Raw genomic sequence first — 25,502 nt, 5'->3', positions numbered from 1 at the left:
TAGGTTTCTGAGACCTTGTTCCTGCGTCCAGCACAGTCTTGCTGGACCTTAGAAGGAACGAAACCATGCAGATTATTCTTCGTCGTAATGACGTCCAGCGCCTCACCGGCCTCCCTCGGTCGACGATCTACGACCGCATCAGCAAAGGCACCTTCCCCAAGCCCATCAAGCTTTCCACCCGCTCCGTCGGTTGGCTGGAAACGGAAATCGCGGACTGGCAGAAAGCTCGTATCGCCTCTAGGGAACGGGGGGATAAGTGATGACGCCTATAACGATAAACCCGGCGGCGCCTGCCAGCGCCAACCGGGTTCCGAAAATCGTAGCAACCGCCAAGCCGCTCGATGTTTGGAATCCTACCGATACAGCGCCAGAATTTCAATCCGAATTGCATGCAATTCGTACAGTAATGCGACGTTGCAGGGTCACTTTCTGGCACGCCAAGACCATTTGCCAGCTTAGTGGGCTTGGGGGCGCTGCATGATGGCGGACATTGAGAAAAAGATCACCAGGCAAGCCAAATGGAGCCTTGCCCATCCGAAAGAGCGCTGGGCGCATTCTGCCCTTCGTTCGGCTCTCAAGCGCGGCCTGATCGAAAAGCGTCCATGCCAGGTTTGCGGATCCGAGGATTCAGAGGCCCACCATCCTGACTATGATCGGCCGATGTTGGTCGAGTGGTATTGTCGTACGCACCATAAGGCCGAGCATCGCCGACTCTTGGAAGGTGGTCAGCAATGACAGATCATCAGCACTCCGAAGCCGTCATCTTGGCCGCTCAGTGGCTCGCGGACGAACGTGAGCCGCCGAACCCTCTCGTGCCTGTCCTGCGCTCTAGGTTCCATCTGAGCGCCCTCGAAGCGTGCGAAGCAATCGCCCTGGCGCGAGACTATCGCATCCTTCGCCGGGCATTCGGATAGGAGGCACCATGCGGGATTACACAAAGGTGTCGCCGCTCATCTGGCGTGACAAGCGCTTTCGCTCCCTGGCGTCTTCGGACGCCAGGCTCGCAATGCTGTATTTCGTCACCTGCGAGCATCAGAACAGCACCGGGTGCTATCGATTGCCTGACGCTTATGCCGCTGTGGATCTTGGTTGGGAACTCGATCGGTTCATCAAGGCGCGCGAGGCTGTCGTTTCCGCCGGTCTGATCCTCACCGATGCAGATAGCTCAGAGATCTTCGTCGTTGGCTGGTACGAGACAAACACCCCAACGAACGACAAACACGCCATCGGCACCAGCCGTTTGATAGCGAAAATTGAGAGCGACCAACTGCGGGAGGCAGCGGAAGAAGAGTTTCTCGCCTCTGAGCAGAAGAGACTAACAAGCAAACCGTCGCCAGGGAGCAACCTATTAGGCACCGGGTTTATGAACGGAGCGACGAGACGATCATAGCATATCGATACCCTATCCAAAGCCTATCGATATACCGAGACAGGAGACAAGACAGAAACAGGAGACCGAGACAAGAAACCAAGAAAAAGACAAAAACAAAAAAAAGACTTTGAGACCGCCAAAATCGAAAGCGCGGTAGCGAAAAAGGGCTTTTGATAGGTAAAATTGGCACCGAGGGCTTAGAGTGAGGGAGAATATTATTCCTCACCATCTCTTCCCTGGAATTCTTCGGAATCAAGCCGGGAAAAGCCAATCTTAAATAGGGCTTGGCGGAGAAATAATCCGCCAAATGTGTTTGATTTCATTATATTTTTATGATTGTCATTTGCTCTGCGTACAAACGAAAGTACAATGTGCCTCGATTTGGAGGCGTAAAACATGGCCGCGAAAAGCTCGGCTCTAGCTAAGACAAAGCCACAGGCAAAGTCACGCATCGGCAACGGTAAAGCGCTGCTCGATGGCGTCGACGGCCGATCTGTCTTGATGCGCCGTGTTCGCGAGATTCTTGCTCAGTTGACCGTCGACATGGGCGGAGACCCATCCGAAGCCAAGATGATCATTGCGCGGCGCGCCACCACGATTGCTGTGTGGTGCGAGGCTCAGGAAGCACTGCTTGCCAATGGCAATGAATTTGACATCAGCGAGTTCACGACGGCCACCAATGCGTTGCGCCGGCTGCTGGCAGACATTGGGCTTGAACGCAAGGCCAAGGACATCACGCCAACGCTTGAGAAGTATCTCAGTCAGCAATACAGCGAGGCCGCCGAATGACCACGCCACGGCTGCGCTCCATCACCATCGACCAGGCCCTTACCGACAAGAAGCTGCTCGGTGCTGCTCTTGGCGATCCCACGACATGGAACACATGGATATCGATTCTTCGAGCTACGTTCGGCCTTAAGCTTGATGCTGGTCAGCTTGAACGCTTCCATCTCGTCGCAGGCGATAGAGACCCTCCCAACAAGCGCGTTCGTGAGCTTTGGGCCATAATTGGCCGTCGTAGCGGCAAATCGCGCACGGCTGCTGCTCTGGCCTCGTACATCGCTGCCTTCGTGGACCACCGCGGAAAGCTCGCCCCTGGCGAAGTCGGCACCATCCTCGTGCTTGCTGCCTCTCGCGTTCAGGCCGCATCGGTCTTCAACTACATCCGCGCCTTCTTCGATGAGAGCCCCATCCTGCGTCAGTTGATCGAGAATATGTCGTCGGACGAGATTCGACTCGAGGGCAATATCGCCATTGCCGTGCACACGAACAATTACCGGACCGTGCGCGGCCGGACATTGATTGCAGCGATCTTCGATGAGGTCGGCTTCTGGAGAGACGAAACCACGTCCCTGCCCGACGTCGAGACCTATCGTGCGGTGCTGCCGGCGCTGGCGACGACGAACGGCATGTTGATAGGCATCTCGTCTCCCTACGCGCAGCGCGGATTGCTCTTCACCAAGCATCAGTCGAGCTTTGGCGTCAATGACGGCTCTGTTCTCGTCGTGCAGGCCGGGACGCAGGCTTTCAATCCGACCATCAACGCGCAGGTGATCGAGGATGCCCGGCGGGACGATCCGGAAGCCGCTCTGGCAGAATGGGATGCGCAGTTCCGCGGCGATTTGTCGACCTTCATCGATCGCGCCGTCGTAGAGCGCTGTGTCGAGGTCAACGCTCTGGAGCGGCCATATGACCGGAAATTCCGCTATGTGGCTTTCTGCGACCCGTCTGGCGGCGTTCATGATTCCATGACGCTCGGCATCGCCCATCGCGAGGGCGATATGCAGATCCTCGATTGTGTCCGGGAGGTGAAGCCACCATTTGCGCCTGACGACGTGGTGGCCGAGTTCGTTCAAGTTCTCAATGTCTACAAGATCGCGACCGTGAGCGGTGACCGGTACGCGGGGAGCTGGGTGTCCGAAGCCTTCAAAAAGCATGGAATTCGGTATGTCGCGAGCGAGCGCAACCGCTCTGAGATCTATCTCGATGCTCTGCCGACGATGATGACCGGCACGTCGATCCTTCTCGATTTGCCGCGCCTAGTTGGCCAGATTTCGCAGCTTGAGCGCCGCACGACGCGCACCGGCCGCGACACCATCGATCACATGCGTGGTGCAAAGGACGACCTGGCGAACGCCGCGCTCGGCGCTATTGTCCACGTCCCATCGACAAGGCGAACAGAGACCGCCGCGCGCTCCGCGCCGACGGTCAATTTGGGCCATGCAAACATGAAGGGCAAGCGGATGCTCCAGACACAGACTGGAGGCAGATATGCACGTTGAAACGATAACGACGGATGTGGTGCACGATTGGTCTGCCCGGCGCCAAACCGCCCAAACGCTGCTTGATGAGCTTCGTCAGGAGCGTGGCATCGCCCTGCTGGAGGGCAAAAGCTTCGATCACAAGCGCATCCTTGATGCGGAGGCGCAGCTTGACGCCCTTCAGATCGCCGAGGTCGAGGCCGAACGCCGACGCCGTGAAAATACCGAGCGGGAACGCCTGGCGCAGATCAAGGCCAAGAAGGCCGAACTGCGGCATCTGCAGAATTTGCGCCTCTCAGCGATCGATGACGCGGAGAATGCCGCTGTTGGCCTGATGCTCGCGCTGAAGCAGTTGAGCGCAACCACATTGAAGGCTTCCGCCGCGATCAACGCTCTCGGATTTCCCGTGCCCGTCAGCCTGTCGCCGAGCGAGGTCGATCTCCGCACGAGCATCCGCGTCGCCTCCATCCTTTCTGAAGCCACCAGCAACGGACATCTCGGCTTGATCAAGCTGCCAGGCGGCGTTTTTCGCAGCCCGATGCTGCCGGACGGCACAAAAAAATCAAGCGTGTGGCGTGATGTCGAGATTGCCAAGACCGAAGCCGCCCTATCCGCAATCCTCGAAGAGGGAGAATGAACATGCTCAAGGAGCAAAAACGCAACGTCGATCCGTCCAAAGTCATCATCAACAGCGCTGGCCAGGTCTTTCGCGAGATCTTCATTCGTCTGCCGAAGGAGGCGATTGCCGACGATTTGAAGGAGCCTGACCTTTGGCAAGCCGTGCAGCGCGGCCCCAAGGCGCTCAAGAAATTCGACCGGCTGGTAATCGTGGCGTGGGATGAATCCTGGGTCGCTGAGGCGATCGTCTCCCATGCCGATGGCAATATCGCTGTCGTCGCCAAGCCGAGGATCACGCAGTTCCCCGAGCGGGTGGAGAAGCTGTTCAGTGATGGAACCTATGCCATTCGCTGGAACGGCGCCGGCTATGACGTCGTCCGCCTCAGGGATGGCGCCGTCGTCAGCGGTGGGCACCACAATGCAGCCTTGGCAGAGCGTGCACTCGCAAACATGTACCCGAGACGGGCATAGGCAGGAGAATCCCCATGGCAAATCTCTTTTCCAGGCCAAAGGCTCCCGATCCGGCGCCGGTCCAGCGCATGCCCGACACGGAAGACCCAACGGTCGTCGCCGCGCGCCGCAAGGCTGCCATCGACGCACAGACTCGTTCAGGCCGTGCATCTACGATCCTGACATCGCGTGCAACTCGCGTCGCGATGGATCCAGGAGGAACCGCCTATACGAACACCTCGCTTGGTCTCAGCCTTGGCGGCACCGGTGCAACCCCCACCCCAACCAAGTAGGGGAAAAAGCATGTCAAACGACCTTGTTGTTTCTTCAGGCGCCCTTCCGACGGCAGATAATCCGTCCTCAGAAGCACATCACGTCCCACCGTCAACTTCATCCTTAACTCGCGCGGAAATCGAGAGGATTCGGGACACCGATATTGATCGATATTTCGCTGAGGGGCTTGACCGTCGACTGCTGCGCATAACAGCGGCTGAGATGGGCAGTACCGAGCCTACCGAATTCATGCCGGTCAATGAGAGCCGATCAGCGATGATGGAAACGTCAGAAGGCGCCCAATTGGTCATGCAATTGGAGCGAATGGGCACTTTCAATCATCAGATACAGCAAATTCAAAACACAATCGCCAGCTTCGTGCGCGACCTAGGTGATCATCGCCATCAGAAAGCGTTCATGGAACGCTTCGACCAAGCGATCCCAGAGGCCGTCCGATACAGGATTTACATGCAGATTGCGATGGGAGCTCCTTCGTTTGTCGTCCCAGTCGGTGATGATGACATTGAGCACTTCTCGTCGAAGGAAGCGGGAAAAAGTCTTGTTTCGGAATGGGGGTCCAGAGCCGCGGAAGGCATCGCGATAGTCTGGAAGAGGATGGACTATCTTCATGCCGAGATTGGCTCCGAACCTATGGGTTTCGTTGTTGACTGGTTCGAAAGCCTCGTCCCATCGCTTCAAAAGCGCCTTCTCAAATTCATCGCCACAGGAAAGTGACGCAATGACCTCGATCCTCATTGACAGAACTGACGGTCTGGCCTCGGCAGTGGCCATCAAAGGTCCGTGTCGCGCGGCAACGACTGGAAATATTTCACTCTACGCGCTTCAAACGATCGACGGCGTAGCCCTTGCTGATGGCGATCGGGTGCTCGTCAAGGATCAAACGGCGGCTTATGAGAATGGCATTTACGTGGCCGATACAGGGCAATGGCGCCGCGCCAAGGATTTCAACCGTAATAATGACGTCAGAACCGGCACGCTAATTCTGGTGACCAGCGGGACCGCGAATGCCGGGAACGTTTACCAGATCGCGAACGATAATCCGATCGTCATCGGCACGACACTGCTGTCTATCGTCGAGACGGATTTCAGTGCTGCAAGCATCGCCGGCCCGCTTCCGACGACGGCCTCTCGCTACATCCGCCGCAATGATGCAGGGACGGCTTACGAGGCCCTTACGGCTCAGCAAAGCGCCAATATTGACGAGTTGCGCGATACGAATCCAGGCACCGCGGGACTGACGATCCTCGGCCATTCCGTTGCAGCGGATACGCGGGATTTTCTCGACGTCCCACCGTATGTTGCTTCTCGTACCGCGCTGAAAGCTCTCGATACCAGCAAGGATGGTCTTGCCATTTTCGACGGCTCGGTTTGGGAACGCGTGAACACCGTTGCTTATTCGGCCCTCATCACGGCCGACACGCAGGAAGGCCTTTTCGCGCTTTCGACATTCAATACAAGTTTCGCATGGCGCCGCCGTTACAATGGCCCAATTCGCACGAGCTGGTTTCAGACGGCCGGCGATGGCGTTACGGACGATCGTATTCCGCTCACGGGCTGGCTTACGATGGCCGGCCTCATTGGTCTCGGTGCCAGGATTGATGCTGCATCCCATGTCTGCAGCGCCATCCTCAGCATCACGACCAGCAAAAACATACTGATTACCGGTGAAAGCGAAGAGCTTTCAATCATTCTCTTCACCGGGTCTACGGCTGGCATCAAGCTCAAATCGAGCAAATATAGCGTCGGCAGCAGTACGACCGCTGATAGCCGCCCATTCTTCGGCGCCCGCGACTTCACCATGCTGACCAGCAACACGGCTGGCACACAGGATGCGCTCAGCTTCGAGTTCCCCTATTTCCATTCCTCGCAACATCGGGAATACGACATCTCGAATGTGACGATCGGCGTCATCAGCGCGCAACAGGCCGGCGGCCAGAAATGGCGCAACGCCATCCGAATCCGCAACGGCTGGAATGGCCATATCGGCAAAATCACTGCCAACCAGCATGCGGATATCGCGGCAAATTATAGCGGCTCAGCGGTCTATCTGGACGGATTGAGCCCGTCTGCGAACATTCACGATTGCAATTTCCAGTGGTGGAACACTGCCGTTGAAAACACCTACATGGTGCTCAAGAAGCTTGTTGGCACCGTAACAGGATCGTTCTGGATGCATGAAATCGTGACCGGTGGCACGAGTGGCGCCACAGCTCGCGTAGCGCGCTTCGATGGCTACGGTGGTTCGAACCTTGCGGTTATGGAAGTCACGGGGACATTCATCAATGGCGAGACGGTCACTGGACAGTCGACGGGCGCAACCATCGTTCTCAGTTCTGCCCCAACAGATATGCAGCAATCTAATGAAGGTCTCTATTTCCAGAACAGCGATGCTGTTGCCTGCAACTACGGTATCCTTAGCCTGCAGCCTTCGACAGCGGTAACACCTGGCGTTGGTCTTTGGGTTGTCGGCAGCCATTTCAACGTTCAGCAGTCGGCGATCTTTACGCAATATCACCATCAGCAGAATATCATAGGGAACCTGGTATACCCGCAAGGGAGCACCAGCGTAGGGTTTTCCATCGACAATGGCGGTAACAATACGATCAGCGGAAACACTCTGCTTGGACCGGGTGGCAATGCTACCGGTATCGGCCTGTCGAATAGCGCAAGCAATTCCGTCGTAGGCAATTCGATACAGAATTTCGTGACTGGCATTGCGATCGCTGCTACCGTCACGAATTCCAAGATCGACGCCAGCAACACCTTCGTTTCGTGCACCACGAACATTTCCAACCTTGGCCCCAATTGGCCTACTGCGAACTGGAACACCGTCGAGGACGATATTTGGTATGCCTATGTCTCAACGATGACGGCGGCATCCGGGACGATCACGACGAAATCGGCAAGTGGTCGTTTCCGGAAGCGTGGGAAAACGATTGAGATCTGCATCACCGGGAGCATCACGACTAACGGTACTGGTGCGGGTAGTATCTTCTGCACGCTTCCTGGCGGCATCGCGGCGTCGTCGGTATCCATGCTTTCCGGGCGCGGCACGGCCGTTAGCGGAGTGGCGATCAGCGGCCAAGTTAGCGGTGCGAGTGTCAACATTGTCACGGCTACAGCAGCCTATCCCGGCTCGGATGGTTACGCGTTCACGATATCCGGCGTCTACGAAATACCGTAGGGGGTATCATATCATGGCAGACAGCAGTTTGCGCGATCCAACTATGAGGCCGCTGGCCTCTCAACTGGCAGAATTCACCTATGGTCGGAACATATGAAATTTTCGCGGTCGGCCGCTGCATGGGCGATCTCGTGCCGGAGGGAACGACGCTGCAGGCCGATGCGACAGCCGAAATTCTGCCAGGCCAGATTGTTGCTGTTGTGCTTGAGGCGGGTGGCCCTTTTCGAGAATTGAGTGGAATGCTTGAGACGAACGGTAGCCTCGGCGTCATCAAACTCTACCTCGGCAAAACCGCGACCGCCGCCGGCAGGACAGTTTTCCTGCTGGGCCAACTGAACCCGCCTGTTGTCTTCGCTGTGCCGTCGGCGAGTCTGCTGGCGATGCACAGCATTACCGCCACGGTGAGCGAAGCTCCGCGGATGGACGGAGTACCGGAAGATGCAAAGGCGATCCTCTCCGCCCAGCTTGATCTTCTATCGCCTTTTTTCTGCCAATCGGAAGCGACGGCGCCCGTAGGGCCGGACTGGCGTCCTGTCGATCTCGATGCCCTCGTTCAAAACACAAATCTGGAGCAAGTCGATGAATAAGCTTCCTACCTTCCACTGCGGCGCGCTGGAGACGTTCTCCGGCCCGGTGGTAGGCACATTGTCAGATATCATCAATCTGCCGCTGAAAACTCGCGATCAGGTTTTTGATGGAAAGCCGGTGACGACGGCCGGCGACTTGCTCAACATCATCCTGAACAACTCGCCCTATCTGAACCTGACCTATGTACGGCCGGCGCTCGATACGCTGTTTATCAACGCCCTGCGCAACACCTCATGGTCGAAGAGCCTGCAGCGGCAGTACGATCAGCGCCAAAAGCAGTATGGGCAATCCCATTTCGATCTGATCCAGGCGATCACCGGCCGGCGCTGATCATATCGAGACGATATACGGACGGTAGCTATCTTGGCCGACCGTCCCCGCCACCTGAATCAATTGGGGTATCCACCTCCTCGTAGATCCGGGCCTTCAAAGAAGCGGTCATGGCTATCAGATTTCTTTTTCCGCGAATCAGCGCCGCAGCCGCTGAAATGAAGGCCGATACGCCAGCATCGCCAACCTGTTTGCGCTTGGAAATAATGAATATCAAGAGAAACAGTATGAAAAGCCCAAGTATGGAAAAGGCAAGATTCTGCTCGGCCAAGTCGTCGTGATGCTTCTGAACCTGTATTGCGCTCGCAAGAAACTCCTGGTCAGTAAAGCCATTTCCAGTGGGCCCTGGAATAAATTCGAAGCTCACGTTCGCCCCCGTTCGCTGATCATGGTTCCATGATGGGGACGATACTTCAAATAGTCTAGTGGATAGAATCCAAGCTTTTACGACGTCTTCAAGAAGCCGTTGCTTGTCAGCCAATCCCGTAGAATAGACCGGATCGCTTCTGACTGATTTGGGATCGGCTTAACCGACGCCCGATACTCATCCAGCGCATCAAGCATATCCTGATCAAAACCGACGAGTTTCTTGAATGGAAATTCCGGAGGACGACCCATTTTGTATATTTCGCATATGCCTTATTGACGATAACAGATATACCATATATACGAAATATGCGGGCTGGGCAAGAGTTGGCGCTCTTACCCGGCCCTGACCATCACGAATATAGGAGAATTCGATATGGCTAAGGCCCGCAATACAACGGAACAGGTTTCCCACACCACTATCGCTGAAGATAAGGTCAAGGTCGCAGCTAACTTTGCGCGCATGTTCAGCGCGAATGAGCCTGCTGGCGCCGAAGACGTGCTTATCATCAACCGACCAAATCTGCGTGCGATGAAAATGAAAGAACTTAACGCGCTCTATGATGCGATCGAGGTCATCACGTCAACGCTCTGCGGTATCGTCAGCCAGCCGAAGTTTTTCTCGAACGATGCTCTCAACGCCGCCGGTGAGGAGGTTGAAAGATTACTCAACTATCTGGGCAATTACCAAACAGCCGTCGTGGACACCGTCGAAACTGCAGAGCTTGAAGGGGATGATCCGATCGAAACCGAAGCCAGGGCTTGGACCCTCATTAAGTTCTCCGCGAGATGTGAAGACAATCTCTATCAGTTCGCGAAGCTTGTTGGCGAAGAGGTAGCAAATCTCTCAACAGCCGAACATCGCGCCACTTGGAACGAGAAGATGGCGCGAGCAAAGGCGCTTGGCTAGCCCTGCGATCTATCGCTTTCGCCGAGCCGAGATTGAAAAGAGAATCGACGAGCTTATTGCTTTGCTTGATCTAATTGACGGCGACCCCGACCTTGAGGATGACGAGCTTGAGGACATCGACGAACGAGAGCCGCCGACTGCTACGGTAGCGGGCGGCTCCTGAGCATAACCAGAGACGTACGCTGGATTGTGCTTAGACCTGAAAATATCAAAATTAAACAATAAAAACAATGGCAATGGCGGAAGAGGTGGGATTCGAACCCACGGTACGGTTTCCCGCACGCCGGTTTTCAAGACCGGTTCCTTAAACCACTCGGACACTCTTCCAAGCAATTGAAAAGGCTGAAAAATCCATGCAGTACTGATTTTTCGGAACCGGGTGGTGCTACCGGTTTTCTACCCAATCACTCGACGGCTGGCTTTTTAGCAGCTTTGGTCGCCGCGTCAACTTGTTCCGCCGCGCTCTCCCGCATTCTCGATATCAGATGGAATTGTGGTTGAGGGATATCGGCCGAGTGCGCGGCAGCATGCGCGATTCGTTTCGCCAAAGTGCCGGAAATAAGGTGGTACGGCCGATGGAGACGGCCGGGCCACCTTCGCCTGGTCAGGGGTCAAATCTGACTGAAGCAAGTTATTAATAAGCTAAGCTTATAATTTGTCAATTATCGACATCGGCTGTGAAGGTCTTGCTTTGCGAACGTCGTGTTGATGGCTTCGACTATCCGGGATAGTTTCCTCGCCATGACTTCTGATGATCATTCCCTGTCGCTCGGCACCAAGCCCCTCGCCGGCCCTGCCCTCACCGCCTTTTTCAGCCGCGATGCCGTCGTGGTCGCGTCCGACCTGATCGGGGCGCGTTTCACGGTCGCCGGCATAGGCGGTCGCATCGTCGAGACGGAGGCCTATCTACCCGATGACGAGGCTTCTCATGCATATCGGGGACCGACGCCGCGCAATACGGCCATGTTCGGACCGGCCGGCCACGTCTATGTCTACCGCTCCTACGGTATTCACTGGTGCCTGAATTTCGTTTGCACCAAGGGAAGCGCTGTGCTCATCCGGGCGATCGAGCCGGAAAACGGCATCGAGGAGATGATACGGCGGCGCGGACTTGCCGATATCGCCTCGCTCTGCAACGGGCCGGGCAAGCTGTCGCAGGCGCTTGCTATCGATATAAGCCTCGACGGCCGCTCGCTGGATGCGGCGCCGTTTTCGGTGTCTCGGGCGGAACCGGTGCCGGTCGTCTCCGGCAAGCGCATCGGCATCACGAAGAATGTCGATCCGCTCTGGCGTTTCGGAGCTGCCGGCTCGCGCTTTGTCAGCCGCCGTTTTCCGTGATTGAACAAAAACGGCCACCGGGGTGGTGCCCGGCAGCCGCTGAGCCACGCAGTGAAACTGGAAAGGCTGCGTGGCAAGCATTTTCGCTTCTCTTCGAATCGCGAAACGCTTGTCTTATGATTTCTCAATGCATTCCGGACGGAAAACCGCTTCGCACTTTTCCTGGAAATGCTCTATTCCATCGCGACGCTGTGGTCGACCGCCGGCGGCGCCTTCGGCTTGCGGAGCAGCACCAATAGCGGCATGGCGAAGATCGACATCAGCATCAGCAGTTTGAAGTCGTCGATATAGGCGATGACGGTTGCCTGGGTGGTGATCATGCCGTCGAGCGTCGCGCGTCCCACAGCCGTCAAGGGGCTCACGCCCTGTGCGGCCGCCGCATCGAAATAGCGGTTGAACGGCGTCACATAGGCGGCAATGTTGGCATGATTGACCTGCGTGTTCTCGGTGATCAGCATCGAAACGACGGAAATGCCGACGCTGGAGCCGATATTGCGCGAGAGGTTGTAGAGGCCGGTCCCTTCACCGCGCATCTGTGCCGGCAGCGTCGCAAAGGCGATCGTCGTCAGCGGCACGAAGAGGAAGCCGAGGCCTGCGCCCTGGACGAAGCCGACCGATATCAGCGTCCATTGCGAAACATCCGGTGTCCAGCCGGTCATGTCGTACATGGCCCAGGCCGTCAGCGCGAGGCCGATGAACAGCAGCCAGCGCGTGTCGACCTTGCCGATCAGGCGTCCCACCAGGAACATGCAGAACATGGTGCCGAGGCCGCGCGGTCCCATGACGATGCCCGCGGTCACGACCGGATAGCCCATCAGCGTCTGCAGATAGGGTGTCATCAGCGCCAGCGAAGCCAGATAGGTCACGCCGACGATGAAGATGAACAGGATGCTGACGGCAAAGTTCTGGTCCATGAACAGGCGTGGATTGACGAAACTCCGCTCGGCCGTGAACATGTGCACGAGGAAGAGATAGAAGGCGCTGACGCAGACGAGCGCCTCGATGATGATCTCGCTCGAGTAGAACCAGTCGAGCTGCTCGCCGCGGTCGAGAAAGAGCTGCAGCGCCGCAATCGCGATCGAAAGCATGCTGAAGCCGAACCAGTCGAGCTTCGCCAGCGCATCGAGCTTCGTTTCCGTCACATAGACGACAATGCCGAAGAAGGCGAGCGCCCCGATCGGCACGTTGATGTAGAACACCCAGCGCCAGCTGATATTGTCGGTCAACCAGCCGCCGATGACGGGTCCCAGCACCGGACCGACCATGACCGAGACGCCGAACAGCGCCATGGCGCGGCCGCGCTCCTCGATATTGTAGATATCGAGCAGAATGCCCTGCGACAGCGGCACCAGCGAGGCGCCGAACAATCCCTGCAGCAGGCGGAATCCGACGATCTGCACCAATGATTCCGACAGGCCGCAGAGGACGGAAGCGGCGACGAAGCCGGCGATCGCGACCAGCAACACTCGCTTGCGGCCGAATTTTGCCGAGAGGAAACCCGAGGGTGGCGTCATGATGGCGGCCGCGACGATGTAGGACGTCAGCACCCAGTTGATCTGGTCGGCGCTCGCGGAAACGTCGCCCTGGATATGCGGCAGCGCGACGTTGGCGATGGTCGTGTCCAGCGCCTGCATGATCACGGACAGGATGACGCAGGCGGTGATCGCACCGCGATTGGCGACGGGTGCCGCCGGCGAAGAATTGGTCGCGCTACTCATGATCCTGACCGCGGGAATGGCCGAGCAGGTTGGTGATGAAATCAGGCAGGCCGCGGGCATGGCCGGTCTCGACATCGGCGACGACGCTCATTCCGACGCGCAGCGGCGGTTTGCCCTGCATGTCGTCGATGCTGATGATCATCGGAATGCGCTGTACGACCTTGACCCAGTTGCCGGTCGTGTTCTGGGCCGGCAGCAGCGAGAAGCTGGAGCCCGATGCCGGCGAGATGCTGGCGACCGTACCCTTCCACGTCACGCCCGGATAGGCATCGACCGAAATGTCGACCTTCTGGCCGGGACGCACATAGGTAAGCTCGGTTTCCTTCGGGCTCGCATTGATCCACACATGGCTCGTGGAAACCAGCGAGAATCCCTGCTGCGCGGCCGTCAGGTAGGCACCGACCTGAAGCGAGGGCACGTTCGCGGTGATGCCGTCGAACGGCGCGCGCACCACGGTATCGTCGAGCTCGCGCTGTGCGTTGTCGACCGCGGCCTTGGCCTGGAGATAGAGCGGATTTTGCTCGACGGGCAGATCGGCGGCACCCTCGCCGCCCAACTGCGCAAGGGTCGTTGCCGCCTGGGCCTGTGCGACCGATACCTTCTGCTGCGCGGCTTCCAGATTGTGCTTGGCCTGATCGAATGCCGCCTTGGAGGCAACCGAGCTGTTGATCAGGTTCTGCTGGCGCGTGAATTCCGTCTGGTAATAGGGAATGTCGGCCTGTGCCTGGGCGATTTCGGCTAAGGCCTGTTTGTAGCTCGCCTGCAGGTTCAGGATCTGGTTCCTGGCGTTGCCGAGCTGTGCTTTGGCACCGTCCAGCGCGATCCGGAAGGAGTCGGGCTTCAGGCGAAAGAGCACCTGGCCTTTCTTCACCACCTCGTTTTCATGCACATCCACCGAGATCACCGTGCCGGATACGTCGGTCGAAACACCCACCATGTCGGCCTGGATATAGGCATTGTCAGTGGACATGATCTGTCCGCCGGTGACGTAGTAATAGCCGCCGATGACGAGCGCGACAGGCAGTAGTGCAAACAGCACCGGTCGCGTCAGGTTGCGGCGTTTGCGCGGCGTTTCCGGGGGTGCGACCGGGGCCGCCGCTGCAGCTGCTGCGGGCTGCGGTGGGGGATTGGAGGACGGGGCCTCGGCCACCGGGGCCTCGGTCTGTTCAGCGGAATTTGCGTTTGCAGGCACGCGGAGTGAGGAAGATGCATCAGCCATGTTGTAACTCTTTGTCGACCGCCTTTGAACGGCAGGCGCTAAGCAGGTTCGATTTCATGAGGGTAAGCAATTCGTAGAGGCGCTCTTGATCCTCCTGCGAGGTTCCTTCGAGCGCTTCCTTACGTGTCTGGTCGCCCATGTTGCGCATGGTCTCGATCAGCGGACGGGCTTCCTCGCGCATGTAAAGAAGCCAGCTTCGTCGATCGCTCGGATGCTGCCGGCGCTCCACCAGACCGCGTTCGCTCAGCTTGTCGAGGATGCGGACCAGCGTAATCGGCTCGATCTCCAGCATTTCCGCGAGACCGGCCTGATGGATACCTTCATTGTTCGCGAGGTAGGCGAGCGTCTGCCATTGCGAACGCGTCAGGCCCAAATCCTTTGCGCGCTGCTCGAACCGCTTGCGAAACAGCCTGGCAACGTCATGAAGGAGAAAGCCGAGAGTGGGTGTCGAATTCATGGTATGAAAAGCCTGCTATTGATAAGCAACCTTATAATGATTAACACATATAGTAAGCGCCCATGCGATACAAGAGGCGGGCAATCAAGAAATGGCAGTTGTCGAAGATGTCGCAGGGCTGTCACAAAGATGCCGCAGTGGCGAGTTGCCGATCGCCAATTGAAAAGGCGCGGGCCGATTCGCCCGCGCCTTTTCGGCAGTTTCGCAGCAGAGGTGGTACGTAGGGGGCGTCCCACCCGTCAGAGTTCGACCTGAAGCTAGCGTCGGCTGAGAAGACCGATGAGATAGCCGATGCCAGCTGCGGCAGCGACCATGAAGATCGGCTCCTCGCGAACTCTTTCGCGCAACTGCTCGGTGATCTCCTGGGCTTCTTCCGCGACGACAGATTTCGCTCCCTGCCCCACGGCTGCCATGCTCTGCGACAACCTCGACAGATCTTCGCGCAATGCGGCGACCTGCGCGGCAAGGTCCTCCATTGCCATTTCGGTCTGTGCTCGCGCGGAAGAAGATTGGGCGGAAGCTGATTTCGTTTCTGCCATCGTATGCTCCTTTGTCTTCTGGTTCCTAGAACGCCGCTGCCTGTCAAAGGTTCCGGCGTCTTTGCCCGCCGTCCGGCGATTTCCCCAGTGGCTCTTCAATTCCGGTTCGGATTGTTCTAAGGAACTCCGATTGTTTCGCCCGCGTGCGAAGACTTGATGATGACGAGGTTTGCTTTCCGATGTTCGACGTGCTGAGAAAAATCGCCCAGACCTGGCTTGCCAAGGGCCTGTTGCTTCTTCTTGCGGCAGCCTTCGGTGTATGGGGTGTCGAGCGGTCCCTCATCACCGGCGGCAGCAGCAATACGGTTGTCACGGTTGGCGATCAGCACATCGATACCAATGAATTCCGTCTTGCCTACCGTCGCCAGATCCAGGCGATCAGCCAGCAACTGCGCATGCAGATCACGCCTGAGCAGGCCCGTGCGTTCGGGATCGGACAGCAAACGGTGGCGCAGCTCGTCGCCGGCGCCTCGCTTGACCAGCTTGCCGCCGATATGGGCCTCGGTCTTTCGCAGGACCGGCTGGCCAAGCTGATCGGCGACGATCCGGCCTTCAAGGCGACGAACGGTGCTTTCGACCGCCAGAAATTCGACTTGCTGCTGCGCAACAGCAACATTTCGCCTGACGATTACATCAAGGAGCGCAGCAAGGTTGCGATCCGCGGCCAGATCGTCGAGGCGGTATCGAACGGCTTTACTGCGCCGCAGGTCCTGGTCGACGCCGTCAAGCAATATCACGACCAGACCCGCAGCATCGATTATCTGCTGCTGACCAATGCCAATATCGATCCGGTCAAAGCGCCGGCCGACGATGTCTTGCAGAAGTGGTTCGACGGCGTGAAGTCGAAGTATCGCGCTCCGGAATATCGCAAGTTCGGCTATGTCAAACTGCAGGCCGAGGATATCGCCGATCCGGCGAGCGTGTCCGACGACGAGGTGCGCGCGCAGTTCGACAAGCGCAAGGACAGCTTCACGACGCCGGCGACGCGCACGATCGAGCAGCTGACCTTCCCCAACAAGGATCTCGCCAACGCCGCAGCCGATGCGCTGAAGACGGGAACCACCTTCGATCAGCTCGTCTCCGACCAGGGCAAGAAGCCTTCCGATGTGCTGCTCGGCACCTTCACCAAGGACCAGGTTCCGGACAAGACCGTCGCCGAAGCCGCGTTTGCCGTCGCCAAGGAAGGCGGCACGAGCCCTGTCGTCGACGGTTCGTTCGGCCCGGTCATCCTGCGCGTGACCAACGTGAAGAATGAGACTGCGAAGAATTTCGACGAGGTCAAGGAAGATATCCGCAAGCAGATTGCGCTCAGCAATGCCGCCAGCGAAATCACCAGCGTCCACGACAAGTTCGAGGACCTGCGCGGTTCCGGCGCCTCGCTGCAGGAAGCCGCCTCGCAGCTGAAGCTGAAACTGGTCACCGTCGATGCCATCGATCAGACCGGCCTCGACCAGAATGGCAATGAGATCAAGGATCTGCCGGCGCGCCAGCAGCTGCTTTCGGAAGTCTTCAAGGCCGACCAGGGTGGCAACCCTGCTCCACTGACGGTCGGCAATGACGGCTATATCTGGTACGACGTCATGAACATCACGCCCGATCACGACCGGCCGCTTGCGGAAGTGCGCGAAAAGGCCGTTGCCGATTGGACTGCCGAGCAGCAGAGGATCGCGCTTGCCGCCAAGGCGACCGAGCTGAAGCAGGAAGCACAGAAGGGCAAGTCGCTTGCCGATATCGCCGCGCCGCTCGGCATTGCCGTTGAAAACAAGACGAGCATCATGCGCTCGACCGATGATCCGGTTCTGGGTCGTGGCGGCGTCGCAGCCGCCTTCTCCGGCCCGGTCGATGCGGTCGCCACTGCCGTCGGCGCCGATGATACGACGCAGATCCTGCTCAAGGTCACCGATGTCAACGACAATCCGACGACGGACGCGCTGAGCAATGATGATCAGCAGGTTGCCCAGATTGCCAATGCCGCCGGCGACGATATCCTCGATCAGATGGTGAGCCAGTTGCAGGGCAAATATGCCGTCACGGTCAACCAGAGCCTCGCCGAACAGGCGATGTCTCGCTAGGCCCGGTCGGGAGGATGGATAGTCGATGAGCGAATTGAAGCCTTTCCTCGCCAAGGTCGCCAATCGCGAGGCATTGACGCGGGATGAGGCCCGGCAGGCATTCGAAATCCTGATGTCGGGTGAGGCCACGCCATCTCAGATCGGCGCGTTCCTGATGGCTCTGCGGGTGCGCGGCGAAACCGTCGATGAAATCGTCGGCGCCGTGACCACGATGCGCGCCAAGATGCTGCCGGTGAAAGCCCCGGCGGATGCCATCGATATTGTCGGCACGGGCGGCGATGGCGTCGGCACATACAATATCTCGACGCTGGCGGCATTCATCGTTGCCGGCGCGGGCGTGCCGGTTGCCAAGCACGGCAACCGCGCTCAAAGCTCCAAGGCCGGGACCGCCGATACGCAATCCGTGCTGGGCATCAAGCTCGACATCGGACCGGAGACGATCGCCCGCTGCATTCGCGAGGCCGGCATCGGTTTCATGTTCGCGCAGCTGCATCATTCTTCCATGCGCCATGTTGGCCCCTCCCGCGTCGAGCTCGGTACGCGGACGATCTTCAATCTCCTTGGGCCTCTATCCAACCCAGCCGGCGCGCGCCGGCAGCTGCTGGGCGTCTTTGCGGCGCAATGGGTATTGCCGTTGGCCGAGGTGCTGAGGGATCTGAACGCTGAGAGCGTCTGGGTTGTGCACGGCGACGGTCTGGACGAGATCACGACGACCGGCAAGACCTCCGTCGCAGCGCTCGAGAATGGCAATATCCGCACCTTTGAACTGACGCCGGCCGACTTCGGCCTGCAGCATGCCGACCTCGCCGACCTCAAGGGTGGCGATGGCATTGCCAATGCGGCGGCGCTCCGCGGCGTGCTCGGCGGCGCAAAGAATGCCTATCGCGATATTGCCCTCGCCAATGCTGCTGCCTCGCTGGTCATTGCCGGTAAGGCGGAAACGCTCCATGATGGCATGAAGCTCGCCGCTCATTCGCTCGATAGCGGCGCCACGGCCGTTGCTTTGGAAAAGCTTATCGCCGTTTCCAATGAGGAAGAACAGGACTAGGACGTCATGACCGATATCCTCCAAAAGATCGAGGCCTACAAGCGCGAGGAAATTGCCGCCGCCAAGGCCAAGCTCTCTCTTGCCGATCTCAAGGCCATGCAGGCCGGACAGTCCGCGCCGCGCGGCTTCCACAAGGCGCTGCTCGCCAAGAAGGATGGCGGCGCTTTCGGCCTGATTGCCGAGATCAAGAAGGCAAGTCCGTCAAAGGGACTCATCCGCCCTGATTTCGACCCGCCTGCCCTCGCCAAGGCCTATGAAGCCGGGGGAGCAGCCTGCCTTTCGGTGCTGACCGATACGCCGAGCTTTCAGGGCGCTCCGGAGTTCTTGACGGCGGCCCGCGCCACCTGCTCGCTGCCGGCGCTGCGCAAGGATTTCATGTTCGATACCTATCAGGTGCAGGAAGCCCGCGCCTGGGGTGCCGACTGCATCCTGCTCATCATGGCGTCGCTCTCCGATGACGATGCCAAGCGCCTCCAGGATGAAGCGTTCGGCCTCGGCATGGATGTACTGGTGGAAGTCCACGACGCCGAAGAGATGGATCGCGCCCTAAAACTCTCCTCCCCGCTAATCGGCATCAACAACCGCAATCTCCGCACCTTCGAAGTAAGCTTGACGGTCAGCGAGAAGCTGGCGCCCATGGTGCCGGAGGACCGGTTGCTGGTTGGCGAAAGCGGCGTCTTCACACACGCCGACTGTAAGCGCCTTGAGGCCGTCGGCATCAGCACCTTCCTTGTCGGCGAGAGCCTCATGCGCAAGGACGACGTGACGGCGGCGACGAAACTGCTGCTGAACGGCGAAACCGGCATTCTGGCGGCCGAGTGAAATGAGCATCGAGAAGGCCGGCCTGACCCATATCGACGCTTCGGGCGAAGCGCATATGGTCGATGTTGGTGACAAGGCAGAGACGGCACGCAGCGCTACCGCGACCGGTTACGTCAAGATGAAGCCTGAGACCTTGACGCTAATTCGCGAAGGCAACGCCAAGAAGGGCGACGTCATCGGCACAGCGCGGCTTGCCGGCATCATGGCTGCCAAGCAGACGAGCAGTCTCATTCCGCTCTGCCATCCCCTCATGCTGACCAAGGTTGCCGTCGATATCGCGGAGGATGCCGCCCTGCCCGGCCTGCGCGTGACGGCGACGGCGAAGCTGACCGGCCGCACCGGCGTCGAGATGGAAGCGCTGACGGCGGTTTCCGTCGCCTGTCTGACGATCTATGACATGGCCAAGGCCGCCGATCGCGGCATGGAAATCGGTGGCATCACTCTATTGGAGAAATCCGGCGGCAAATCGGGGGATTTCCGCCATCCGGGGGCCTGATCTATGAGCCTATTGCCCGTTGCCGAAGCGCAGGCACGCCTGTTGGACAGTGCCGCGCCGATCCATCGTGTTGAAAGCGTTCCGCTCGATATGGCCGAAGGCAGGGTTCTGGCCAAGGATCTTGCCGCCCGCCTGACCCAACCGCCCTTCGACGCCTCGGCGATGGACGGTTACGCGCTGCGCTTCGAGGATGCTGCAACGCCTGGCTCGGAGCTGCAGGTCATCGGTGCCTCCGCAGCGGGTCATGCCTTTGAGGGAGCCGTCGGCAAGGGAGAAGCGGTTCGCATCTTCACCGGTGCACCCGTTCCGGCCGGCGCCGATTCGGTACTCCTGCAGGAGGACGCGGAGCGCCTGGAGAGTGATCGCATCCGCACGACCTACCCCTTGCGCAAGGGGCAGCATATACGCCCGCGCGGACAGGATTTCCTGGAAGGCGAATCGGTGCTTTCCGCCGGCATCGTCATGGATTTTTCGCGGCTCACCGTCGCTGCCGCCATGAATCATCCGGCCTTGGCTGTCTATCGGCGGCCGCTGGTGGCGATTCTCGCGACCGGCGACGAGCTCGTGGCGCCTGGCAATGAACCGGGGCCATCGCAAATCATCGCCTCGAACACGTTCGGCATTGCTGCACTGGCCCGCAACGCCGGCGCCCATGTGCTCGATCTCGGTATCGTTTCCGACGACAGCGACGAGATTACCGCCGCCATCGGCCGTGCGCAGGTGGCCAAGGCCGACATCATCGTCACGCTCGGCGGCGCCTCTGTCGGTGATCACGACCTGGTGCAGGCGACAATGGTGGCTGCAGGCATGAAGCTGGATTTCTGGCGCATCGCCATGCGTCCCGGTAAGCCGCTGATGGTCGGCAGCCTCGGCGAGATGCATGTCCTCGGCCTCCCCGGCAATCCCGTCTCCAGCCTCGTTTGCGGACTGCTCTTTCTCGAGCCATTGATAAGAAAGCTCGCATCCCTGCCTCCGGTAAAGCGTGAAGGCATTGCGCGTGCTGCCGTGCCCTTTGCTGCAAACGATCAGCGGCAGGATTACGTCCGCGCGACACTGACGAAAGCTGCCGACGGCGGCTGGCTCGCCGAGCCCTTCTCGAAGCAGGATTCGTCGATGATGAAGGTCTTTTCGCGCGCCGACTGCCTTGTCGTTCGCCCGCCGCATGCCTCGCAGCTGGAAGTCGGTTCGCCCACTCCGGTCATATTCTTACGGCCCGATCTGCTGGGCTGAAGGTGCCCCGGAAGGGTGAACGGGGTTTCCGGCTCAACTCAGGGGGACGATCAAAGCGGGCAAGCAAAAGCCGGGAGGTTTGACCCACCCGGCTCGCGATCATTACATCGACAGAGCGAAATTTATTTCGCCGGCTTCTCATGGTGGCCGCCGAAGCCGGCGCGCATGGCAGAGAGAACCTTGTTGGCGTAATCGTCATTCCCGCGCGAAGCGAAACGGCCATAAAGCGCAGCGCTCAGCACCGGCGTTGGAACGCCTTCGTCGATCGCCGCCGAGATCGTCCAGCGGCCTTCACCCGAGTCGGAAACGCGGCCGGCATATTGCGAAAGGGCTGCGTCGCCATGCAGCGCGTCGGCCGTGAGGTCGAGCAGCCAGGAGGTGATCACGCTGCCGCGGCGCCAGACTTCCGAGATTTCAGCGATGTCGAGATCATACTGGTAATATTGCGGATGGGAGAGCGGCGCGGTTTCGGCATCCTTCTCCGCGTCCTGCTTGCCGATGTTGGCATGGCGCAGAACGTTGAAGCCCTCGGCATAGGCAGCCATCAGGCCATATTCGATGCCGTTATGGACCATCTTGACGAAATGGCCGGCGCCGGATGGGCCGCAATGCAGATAGCCCTGCTCTGCCGTGCTCTTCTTGGCAGCCTCTTCCGAGCGCATTGCCGACGGAGCGACGTCGCCGACGCCGGGGGCAAGCGTTGCGAAGATCGGCGACAGATGCTGTACGGTTTCCTTCTCGCCACCGATCATCAGGCAATAGCCGCGCTCCAGACCGAAAACGCCGCCGCTGGTGCCGACGTCGACATAGTGGATGCCCTTCGGCTTCAGCTCTTCGGCACGGCGGATATCGTCGTGATAATAGGAATTGCCGCCATCGATGACGATGTCGCCCTCTTCCAGCAGTGGGACGATCGCCGCCAGTTCCTGATCGACGATTGCCGCCGGCAACATAAGCCAGACGACGCGGGGCTTAGCGAGCTTCGATACGAAATCCGCGAGAGACTTGCTGCCGGTGGCGCCGAGCTGCTCAAGCCCGGCGATGCTTTCCGGACGCGCATCGAAAACAACCGCGCTGTGACCGCCTCTCATCAGGCGCTGCACCATGTTGTTGCCCATACGGCCAAGGCCAATCATTCCGATTTGCATATTTCAGTCTCCTAGGACGGTTTTAATCGTTTGAATGTTCAATAGAGACATTTCGCAGCATTTTCCAATGAACAAATGACGGGCGAGCTATGCATAAGCCGGTCAGCGAAGGAAAATTCGCCCGTTCACGCATCTGTGATGTCGCCTGGTCAGACCTCCCGCTTTTCGCCATGATCGCGCTTTGCCGGTTTCGAGGAAAGCTGTATTTTGCGCTTCATTCATGTTGATGGACTTAGCATCGATCTCGGGTTCTTTGCATCATTCTCTTTCGGGCGGCGCTCACAGAGGGCGTCAAAAGGAGGCATATGGCCGCGTCTTTGAAACTGCCGCTGATTCCAGCTTCTTTTTTCGGGGTGGTTCTGGGGCTTTCCGGTCTCGCCAATGCCTGGCGCGTGGGTGCCCGCATCTGGCATCTGCCGGTACTGATCGGTGAAGTTCTGACCTTTATTGCACTGGCCGTCTGGTTGGTGCTGATCGTGCTCTACGCTTTGAAATGGATGCTAGTGCGCGAGGAGTCCTTGAAGGAGGCGGCGCACCCAGTCCAGTGCTGCTTCATCGGCCTCATCGGTGTCGCAACCATGCTGGTGGCCGGTGGCCTCTTGCCTTATTCGCGTATCGGTGCCGAAACCATATTCCTGATCGGCGCCGTCTATACCCTGGCATTCTCCGTCTGGCGCACCGGAGGGCTCTGGCAGGGTGAACGCGATATCGCCACGACGACAGCCGTGCTCTATCTGCCAAGCGTCGCCGGCAGCTTCGTGACTGCTATCGTCGGCGCGGCGCTTGGCTTTCCGCAATGGGCGCAGCTTTTCTTCGGCGCCGGCTTCTTCGCCTGGCTTGCCATCGAATCCGCCCTGCTGCATCGCCTGCTGACGGGGCCTGCGCTGGCACCGCCACTAAGGCCGACCCTTGGAATTCAGCTGGCTCCCCCGGTCGTTGGTGCGCTTGCCTATATCAGCGTCACGCAAGGCCCTCCTGACATGCTCGTCCATGCAATGATCGGCTACGGCTTGCTGCAGGCCCTGATCATGTTGCGCCTCCTGCCCTGGATCATGAAAGAAGGCTTCAGCCCCGCTTATTGGGCCTTCACCTTCGGTGCGACTGCACTGGCAACGGCCCCGATGCGCCTTGTCGAACGCGGCGATGTCGGCCCAGTGACGCAACTTGCTCCCATTCTCTTCGTCACCGCCAATATCGTTGTGGGTTTGATCGCGCTGGTGACGATCTGGCTGATTGCCAACCGCAAACTCGTTATTGGCTGGGTCGAGCTTGCCGACCGAGACGCTGGTGCCGTTGGCCAGCGATAATAGAGTTCGATCCTACTTTTGGAGGGTGATATGCTGGATCATGTCACGATCGGGGTTTGCGATCTCGAGCGATCGAAGGTCTTCTACGACACGATATTGCGCTCCATAGGCATAGAACGCCTTTATGCCGAAGGCGAAAGATTTGCGGGTTACGGCATTGGACAGAAGGCTTTCTTCTGGATCGGTCAGCGCGATGCTTTGCAAACAGGCACGCATATCGCCTTTGCCACTCCAAACAGGGAACTCGTCGATAATTTCCATCGGGTCGGGATCATTGCCGGGGGCACCGACAACGGTGCTCCAGGTCTGCGCCCTCATTATCATCCGAACTACTATGGCGCTTTCATTCTCGATCCTGATGGCCACAATATCGAAGCCGTTTGTCACCTATCGGTGAGTTGAGCAAAAAGCGCCCGCTGTCCGGTAAGAATGAGATCATGGTATCGGAGGACCGACATAGCGCGCACGCGGGCGAATGAGCCTGCCGCTGGTGGCCTGCTCCATGGCATGCGCAAGCCAGCCGACCGTCCGTGCCAGCGCGAAGATGATCAGCGGTGCATCCTCCGGCAGACGATAGGCGTGGGTCATCGCTGTCAGGGCGAAATCAACATTGACGCGCTCACCGACCAATTGCTCGCCGACATCGCGAACCCTGGCGAAGAGCGGAGGCAGTTTGAAGCAGCCAAGCAGCGCCTCGCCACGGATATCGACATCAGGATAAAGCTGATGGCCGAAAGCCGGCAATGGCCGTCCTTCCGCCAGATAGCTGCGGACCGCTTCGTCCACCCCCGTCGTGGCTGCCCGCGCGATCAGCGTGCGCACGCTCTGCCATGCGCCGCCATGCAGCGGACCGGTCAGCGTCGAAAGGCCGGATAGAGTGGCCGCAGATAACGTCGCGCCTGCCGATGCCGTGATCCGCGCGGTGAAGGTCGAAGCGTTCAGCTCGTGATCGGCAAGCAGCACAAGGCTGCGGCGGATCATATCGGCGGCATCGGGACGGTCCCAGGCAGCCGCGAGGCGCCGATGCAGCGGTTGATCCCACGCGCCCGGTGCCAGGGCTTCAGCCACCGTACCGAGCACGCTTTCAGCTTCGTTCTGCAGGGCCGGAAGCGAACGCCCGAGTGATGGCAGGTCGCTTGTTATGCGCTCTGCCAATGTTGAGAACGCAGCATTCAGAGAAGGAAGTTTTTGCTGAGCCGTACTTTGCTCGAATCGCAACGGCCGCTTCATGTCCCAAAGCAGCCGCGCGATATCTTCGAGGCTTGCGCTTTCGGCAAGCCGCGCCGCATCCTGGCCGCGATAGAAAAGCCTGCCGCTCGAAACCGTCGACAGCGCCGATGGCAATACCGGATCGCCCCATTGAATAGCCTCGGCGGCCACCGTCTCGGTCTTGCGCCGTCCGGCATGACGCATGGCCAGTCGCTTGACGTCATCGGTGAAATAGAGGCTGCGTCGTGTATCGGCAGGATCCGGCTTCGCGCGAATGCGCCCGCGGCTGACATTGGCGTATAGCGTCTGTGATTTCGTTCCCAGCAGGTTCAGCGCCTGCTCTGCCGTCAGCCAGCTCATCGGTCCTCATGTTGATCAATTGCATCAAGATTGACGTCAATAGGAATAGATCCGATCTAATCGGATAGTCAAAGGAGGTGACATGAAAGAGGCCACCTCCGCCGATAGAACGGATGACTGAGATGCAGGTGATGATCGAGGGACAGTCACACTTCCGGTGTTTCGG

Annotated in this window: 28 protein-coding genes and 1 tRNA gene; 21 read left to right on the top strand and 8 right to left on the bottom strand. The window is 58.9% G+C overall.

Annotated elements, in window-relative coordinates; genetic code table 11:
• Positions 1–65 precede the first annotated feature (65 nt).
• The 12 genes from FHT84_RS18420 (at position 66) to FHT84_RS18365 (ending at position 9,097) form a co-directional block, all read left to right on the top strand.
• A complete protein-coding gene (locus FHT84_RS18420) occupies positions 66–260 on the top strand; it encodes an AlpA family phage regulatory protein (protein WP_183763372.1) in 195 nt (64 codons plus the stop codon).
• 217 nt (positions 261–477) lie between these two features.
• Positions 478–735, top strand: coding sequence for a hypothetical protein (locus FHT84_RS18415; protein ID WP_210278898.1), 258 nt, complete (start codon positions 478–480; stop codon positions 733–735).
• Positions 736–922: 187 nt separating this feature from the next.
• The gene (locus tag FHT84_RS18410; protein WP_183763369.1) at positions 923–1,390 is read left to right on the top strand and encodes a hypothetical protein; all 468 of its coding nucleotides are present in this window, start codon (positions 923–925) and stop codon (positions 1,388–1,390) included.
• Positions 1,391–1,768: 378 nt separating this feature from the next.
• A complete protein-coding gene (locus FHT84_RS18405) occupies positions 1,769–2,161 on the top strand; it encodes a hypothetical protein (RefSeq protein WP_183763366.1) in 393 nt (130 codons plus the stop codon).
• Entirely contained in the window at positions 2,158–3,654 is a 1,497-nt protein-coding gene (locus tag FHT84_RS18400) for a terminase large subunit (protein ID WP_183763363.1), read from the top strand. Before FHT84_RS18405 ends, FHT84_RS18400 begins: the two co-directional genes overlap by 4 nt.
• Positions 3,644–4,270 (top strand): hypothetical protein, encoded by a 627-nt coding sequence (locus FHT84_RS18395; RefSeq protein WP_183763360.1) that lies wholly within the window; start codon positions 3,644–3,646, stop codon positions 4,268–4,270. Before FHT84_RS18400 ends, FHT84_RS18395 begins: the two co-directional genes overlap by 11 nt.
• 2 nt (positions 4,271–4,272) lie before the next feature.
• Positions 4,273–4,722, top strand: coding sequence for a hypothetical protein (locus FHT84_RS18390; protein ID WP_246698568.1), 450 nt, complete (start codon positions 4,273–4,275; stop codon positions 4,720–4,722).
• A gap of 14 nt (positions 4,723–4,736) precedes the next feature.
• Positions 4,737–4,994 carry a hypothetical protein gene (locus FHT84_RS18385; protein WP_183763354.1) on the top strand — a complete coding sequence of 86 codons (258 nt, stop codon included), beginning with the start codon at positions 4,737–4,739 and terminating at the stop codon, positions 4,992–4,994.
• A 10-nt stretch (positions 4,995–5,004) separates the two neighbouring features.
• Positions 5,005–5,709 (top strand): hypothetical protein, encoded by a 705-nt coding sequence (locus tag FHT84_RS18380; RefSeq protein WP_183763351.1) that lies wholly within the window; start codon positions 5,005–5,007, stop codon positions 5,707–5,709.
• A gap of 4 nt (positions 5,710–5,713) precedes the next feature.
• Complete coding sequence (locus FHT84_RS18375) at positions 5,714–8,179, top strand: NosD domain-containing protein (RefSeq protein WP_183763348.1); 2,466 nt, start codon at positions 5,714–5,716, stop codon at positions 8,177–8,179.
• 119 nt (positions 8,180–8,298) lie between these two features.
• Positions 8,299–8,766: a hypothetical protein gene (locus FHT84_RS18370; RefSeq protein WP_246698569.1), complete on the top strand. Its 468-nt coding sequence runs from the start codon at positions 8,299–8,301 to the stop codon at positions 8,764–8,766.
• Positions 8,759–9,097, top strand: a complete 339-nt coding sequence (locus tag FHT84_RS18365; RefSeq protein ID WP_183763342.1) for a hypothetical protein — start codon at positions 8,759–8,761, stop codon at positions 9,095–9,097. The genes FHT84_RS18370 and FHT84_RS18365 overlap by 8 nt, the downstream gene beginning before the upstream one ends.
• Positions 9,098–9,125: 28 nt before the next feature.
• On the opposite strand, the gene FHT84_RS18360 is transcribed toward FHT84_RS18365, so the two are convergent.
• Positions 9,126–9,464 (bottom strand): hypothetical protein, encoded by a 339-nt coding sequence (locus FHT84_RS18360; protein WP_183763339.1) that lies wholly within the window; start codon positions 9,462–9,464, stop codon positions 9,126–9,128.
• Between the two features lie 375 nt (positions 9,465–9,839).
• On the opposite strand from FHT84_RS18360, the gene FHT84_RS18355 reads away from it, so the two are divergent.
• Positions 9,840–10,373: a hypothetical protein gene (locus FHT84_RS18355; protein WP_183763336.1), complete on the top strand. Its 534-nt coding sequence runs from the start codon at positions 9,840–9,842 to the stop codon at positions 10,371–10,373.
• Positions 10,374–10,610: 237 nt separating this feature from the next.
• Here FHT84_RS18355 and FHT84_RS18350 read toward each other — a convergent pair.
• Positions 10,611–10,700 (bottom strand) — tRNA-Ser (locus FHT84_RS18350).
• Positions 10,701–11,114: 414 nt separating this feature from the next.
• Between FHT84_RS18350 and FHT84_RS18345 the strand changes: the two genes are divergently transcribed.
• Positions 11,115–11,711 carry a DNA-3-methyladenine glycosylase gene (locus FHT84_RS18345; RefSeq protein ID WP_112343076.1) on the top strand — a complete coding sequence of 199 codons (597 nt, stop codon included), beginning with the start codon at positions 11,115–11,117 and terminating at the stop codon, positions 11,709–11,711.
• 173 nt (positions 11,712–11,884) lie between these two features.
• Here FHT84_RS18345 and FHT84_RS18340 read toward each other — a convergent pair whose 3' ends face one another.
• From FHT84_RS18340 to FHT84_RS18325, 4 genes are all read right to left on the bottom strand, one after another.
• Positions 11,885–13,429, bottom strand: a complete 1,545-nt coding sequence (locus FHT84_RS18340; protein ID WP_112343077.1) for a DHA2 family efflux MFS transporter permease subunit — start codon at positions 13,427–13,429, stop codon at positions 11,885–11,887.
• Complete coding sequence (locus FHT84_RS18335) at positions 13,422–14,648, bottom strand: HlyD family secretion protein (RefSeq protein WP_112343078.1); 1,227 nt, start codon at positions 14,646–14,648, stop codon at positions 13,422–13,424. Before FHT84_RS18335 ends, FHT84_RS18340 begins: the two co-directional genes overlap by 8 nt.
• Entirely contained in the window at positions 14,641–15,105 is a 465-nt protein-coding gene (locus FHT84_RS18330; protein WP_112343079.1) for a MarR family transcriptional regulator, read from the bottom strand. The genes FHT84_RS18335 and FHT84_RS18330 overlap by 8 nt, the downstream gene beginning before the upstream one ends.
• Positions 15,106–15,362: 257 nt before the next feature.
• Positions 15,363–15,644 (bottom strand): hypothetical protein, encoded by a 282-nt coding sequence (locus FHT84_RS18325; protein WP_112343080.1) that lies wholly within the window; start codon positions 15,642–15,644, stop codon positions 15,363–15,365.
• Positions 15,645–15,823: 179 nt separating this feature from the next.
• On the opposite strand from FHT84_RS18325, the gene FHT84_RS18320 reads away from it, so the two are divergent.
• Genes FHT84_RS18320 through glp form a run of 5 tightly spaced genes read left to right on the top strand, consistent with a single transcriptional unit; the run spans position 15,824 to position 21,312 of the window.
• Positions 15,824–17,716: a peptidylprolyl isomerase gene (locus FHT84_RS18320; RefSeq protein WP_113249943.1), complete on the top strand. Its 1,893-nt coding sequence runs from the start codon at positions 15,824–15,826 to the stop codon at positions 17,714–17,716.
• 25 nt (positions 17,717–17,741) lie between these two features.
• Positions 17,742–18,764 carry an anthranilate phosphoribosyltransferase gene (trpD, locus tag FHT84_RS18315; protein WP_112343082.1) on the top strand — a complete coding sequence of 341 codons (1,023 nt, stop codon included), beginning with the start codon at positions 17,742–17,744 and terminating at the stop codon, positions 18,762–18,764.
• A 6-nt stretch (positions 18,765–18,770) separates the two neighbouring features.
• Positions 18,771–19,586 (top strand): indole-3-glycerol phosphate synthase TrpC, encoded by an 816-nt coding sequence (trpC, locus tag FHT84_RS18310; protein ID WP_112343083.1) that lies wholly within the window; start codon positions 18,771–18,773, stop codon positions 19,584–19,586.
• Position 19,587: 1 nt separating this feature from the next.
• Positions 19,588–20,082, top strand: coding sequence for a cyclic pyranopterin monophosphate synthase MoaC (moaC, locus tag FHT84_RS18305; protein WP_112343084.1), 495 nt, complete (start codon positions 19,588–19,590; stop codon positions 20,080–20,082).
• 3 nt (positions 20,083–20,085) lie between these two features.
• A complete protein-coding gene (gene glp / locus FHT84_RS18300) occupies positions 20,086–21,312 on the top strand; it encodes a gephyrin-like molybdotransferase Glp (RefSeq protein WP_112343085.1) in 1,227 nt (408 codons plus the stop codon).
• Between the two features lie 122 nt (positions 21,313–21,434).
• Here glp and gnd read toward each other — a convergent pair whose 3' ends face one another.
• Positions 21,435–22,460, bottom strand: a complete 1,026-nt coding sequence (gene gnd, locus FHT84_RS18295) for a phosphogluconate dehydrogenase (NAD(+)-dependent, decarboxylating) (RefSeq protein ID WP_112343086.1) — start codon at positions 22,458–22,460, stop codon at positions 21,435–21,437.
• A gap of 305 nt (positions 22,461–22,765) precedes the next feature.
• Between gnd and tehA the strand changes: the two genes are divergently transcribed.
• Together tehA and FHT84_RS18285 are read left to right on the top strand one after the other, a co-directional pair.
• Positions 22,766–23,767 carry a dicarboxylate transporter/tellurite-resistance protein TehA gene (gene tehA / locus FHT84_RS18290; RefSeq protein ID WP_112343087.1) on the top strand — a complete coding sequence of 334 codons (1,002 nt, stop codon included), beginning with the start codon at positions 22,766–22,768 and terminating at the stop codon, positions 23,765–23,767.
• Positions 23,768–23,797: 30 nt separating this feature from the next.
• Complete coding sequence (locus tag FHT84_RS18285) at positions 23,798–24,169, top strand: VOC family protein (protein ID WP_183763333.1); 372 nt, start codon at positions 23,798–23,800, stop codon at positions 24,167–24,169.
• Between the two features lie 33 nt (positions 24,170–24,202).
• Here the strand turns inward: FHT84_RS18285 and FHT84_RS18280 are convergent, their stop codons facing one another.
• The gene (locus FHT84_RS18280; RefSeq protein ID WP_112343089.1) at positions 24,203–25,336 is read right to left on the bottom strand and encodes a citrate synthase; all 1,134 of its coding nucleotides are present in this window, start codon (positions 25,334–25,336) and stop codon (positions 24,203–24,205) included.
• Positions 25,337–25,502: the final 166 nt, after the last annotated feature.

It is taken from the genome of Rhizobium sp. BK289, assembly GCF_014193575.1.
In the GTDB taxonomy this organism is placed as follows: domain Bacteria; phylum Pseudomonadota; class Alphaproteobacteria; order Rhizobiales; family Rhizobiaceae; genus Rhizobium; species Rhizobium tropici_C.
Note: the sequence above shows the minus strand (reverse complement) of the source record. Positions and strands in the feature narration are given on the sequence as shown.

What these genes read in the sequence shown, in the direction of transcription:
- FHT84_RS18280 (WP_112343089.1), bottom strand. Translation starts at nt 25,336, where the DNA reads ATGAGCTGGCTGACGGCAGAGCAGGCGCTGAACCTGCTGGGAACGAAA.
- FHT84_RS18340 (WP_112343077.1), bottom strand. Translation starts at nt 13,429, where the DNA reads ATGAGTAGCGCGACCAATTCTTCGCCGGCGGCACCCGTCGCCAATCGC.
- FHT84_RS18375 (WP_183763348.1), top strand. Translation starts at nt 5,714, where the DNA reads ATGACCTCGATCCTCATTGACAGAACTGACGGTCTGGCCTCGGCAGTG.
- FHT84_RS18420 (WP_183763372.1), top strand. Translation starts at nt 66, where the DNA reads ATGCAGATTATTCTTCGTCGTAATGACGTCCAGCGCCTCACCGGCCTC.
- FHT84_RS18345 (WP_112343076.1), top strand. Translation starts at nt 11,115, where the DNA reads ATGACTTCTGATGATCATTCCCTGTCGCTCGGCACCAAGCCCCTCGCC.
- FHT84_RS18355 (WP_183763336.1), top strand. Translation starts at nt 9,840, where the DNA reads ATGGCTAAGGCCCGCAATACAACGGAACAGGTTTCCCACACCACTATC.
- FHT84_RS18390 (WP_246698568.1), top strand. Translation starts at nt 4,273, where the DNA reads ATGCTCAAGGAGCAAAAACGCAACGTCGATCCGTCCAAAGTCATCATC.
- FHT84_RS18400 (WP_183763363.1), top strand. Translation starts at nt 2,158, where the DNA reads ATGACCACGCCACGGCTGCGCTCCATCACCATCGACCAGGCCCTTACC.
- glp (WP_112343085.1), top strand. Translation starts at nt 20,086, where the DNA reads ATGAGCCTATTGCCCGTTGCCGAAGCGCAGGCACGCCTGTTGGACAGT.
- gnd (WP_112343086.1), bottom strand. Translation starts at nt 22,460, where the DNA reads ATGCAAATCGGAATGATTGGCCTTGGCCGTATGGGCAACAACATGGTG.
- FHT84_RS18415 (WP_210278898.1), top strand. Translation starts at nt 478, where the DNA reads ATGATGGCGGACATTGAGAAAAAGATCACCAGGCAAGCCAAATGGAGC.
- FHT84_RS18385 (WP_183763354.1), top strand. Translation starts at nt 4,737, where the DNA reads ATGGCAAATCTCTTTTCCAGGCCAAAGGCTCCCGATCCGGCGCCGGTC.
- trpD (WP_112343082.1), top strand. Translation starts at nt 17,742, where the DNA reads ATGAGCGAATTGAAGCCTTTCCTCGCCAAGGTCGCCAATCGCGAGGCA.
- FHT84_RS18395 (WP_183763360.1), top strand. Translation starts at nt 3,644, where the DNA reads ATGCACGTTGAAACGATAACGACGGATGTGGTGCACGATTGGTCTGCC.
- FHT84_RS18325 (WP_112343080.1), bottom strand. Translation starts at nt 15,644, where the DNA reads ATGGCAGAAACGAAATCAGCTTCCGCCCAATCTTCTTCCGCGCGAGCA.
- FHT84_RS18410 (WP_183763369.1), top strand. Translation starts at nt 923, where the DNA reads ATGCGGGATTACACAAAGGTGTCGCCGCTCATCTGGCGTGACAAGCGC.
- FHT84_RS18320 (WP_113249943.1), top strand. Translation starts at nt 15,824, where the DNA reads ATGTTCGACGTGCTGAGAAAAATCGCCCAGACCTGGCTTGCCAAGGGC.
- moaC (WP_112343084.1), top strand. Translation starts at nt 19,588, where the DNA reads ATGAGCATCGAGAAGGCCGGCCTGACCCATATCGACGCTTCGGGCGAA.
- FHT84_RS18330 (WP_112343079.1), bottom strand. Translation starts at nt 15,105, where the DNA reads ATGAATTCGACACCCACTCTCGGCTTTCTCCTTCATGACGTTGCCAGG.
- FHT84_RS18380 (WP_183763351.1), top strand. Translation starts at nt 5,005, where the DNA reads ATGTCAAACGACCTTGTTGTTTCTTCAGGCGCCCTTCCGACGGCAGAT.
- tehA (WP_112343087.1), top strand. Translation starts at nt 22,766, where the DNA reads ATGGCCGCGTCTTTGAAACTGCCGCTGATTCCAGCTTCTTTTTTCGGG.
- FHT84_RS18365 (WP_183763342.1), top strand. Translation starts at nt 8,759, where the DNA reads ATGAATAAGCTTCCTACCTTCCACTGCGGCGCGCTGGAGACGTTCTCC.
- FHT84_RS18405 (WP_183763366.1), top strand. Translation starts at nt 1,769, where the DNA reads ATGGCCGCGAAAAGCTCGGCTCTAGCTAAGACAAAGCCACAGGCAAAG.
- trpC (WP_112343083.1), top strand. Translation starts at nt 18,771, where the DNA reads ATGACCGATATCCTCCAAAAGATCGAGGCCTACAAGCGCGAGGAAATT.
- FHT84_RS18370 (WP_246698569.1), top strand. Translation starts at nt 8,299, where the DNA reads ATGGGCGATCTCGTGCCGGAGGGAACGACGCTGCAGGCCGATGCGACA.
- FHT84_RS18285 (WP_183763333.1), top strand. Translation starts at nt 23,798, where the DNA reads ATGCTGGATCATGTCACGATCGGGGTTTGCGATCTCGAGCGATCGAAG.
- FHT84_RS18335 (WP_112343078.1), bottom strand. Translation starts at nt 14,648, where the DNA reads ATGGCTGATGCATCTTCCTCACTCCGCGTGCCTGCAAACGCAAATTCC.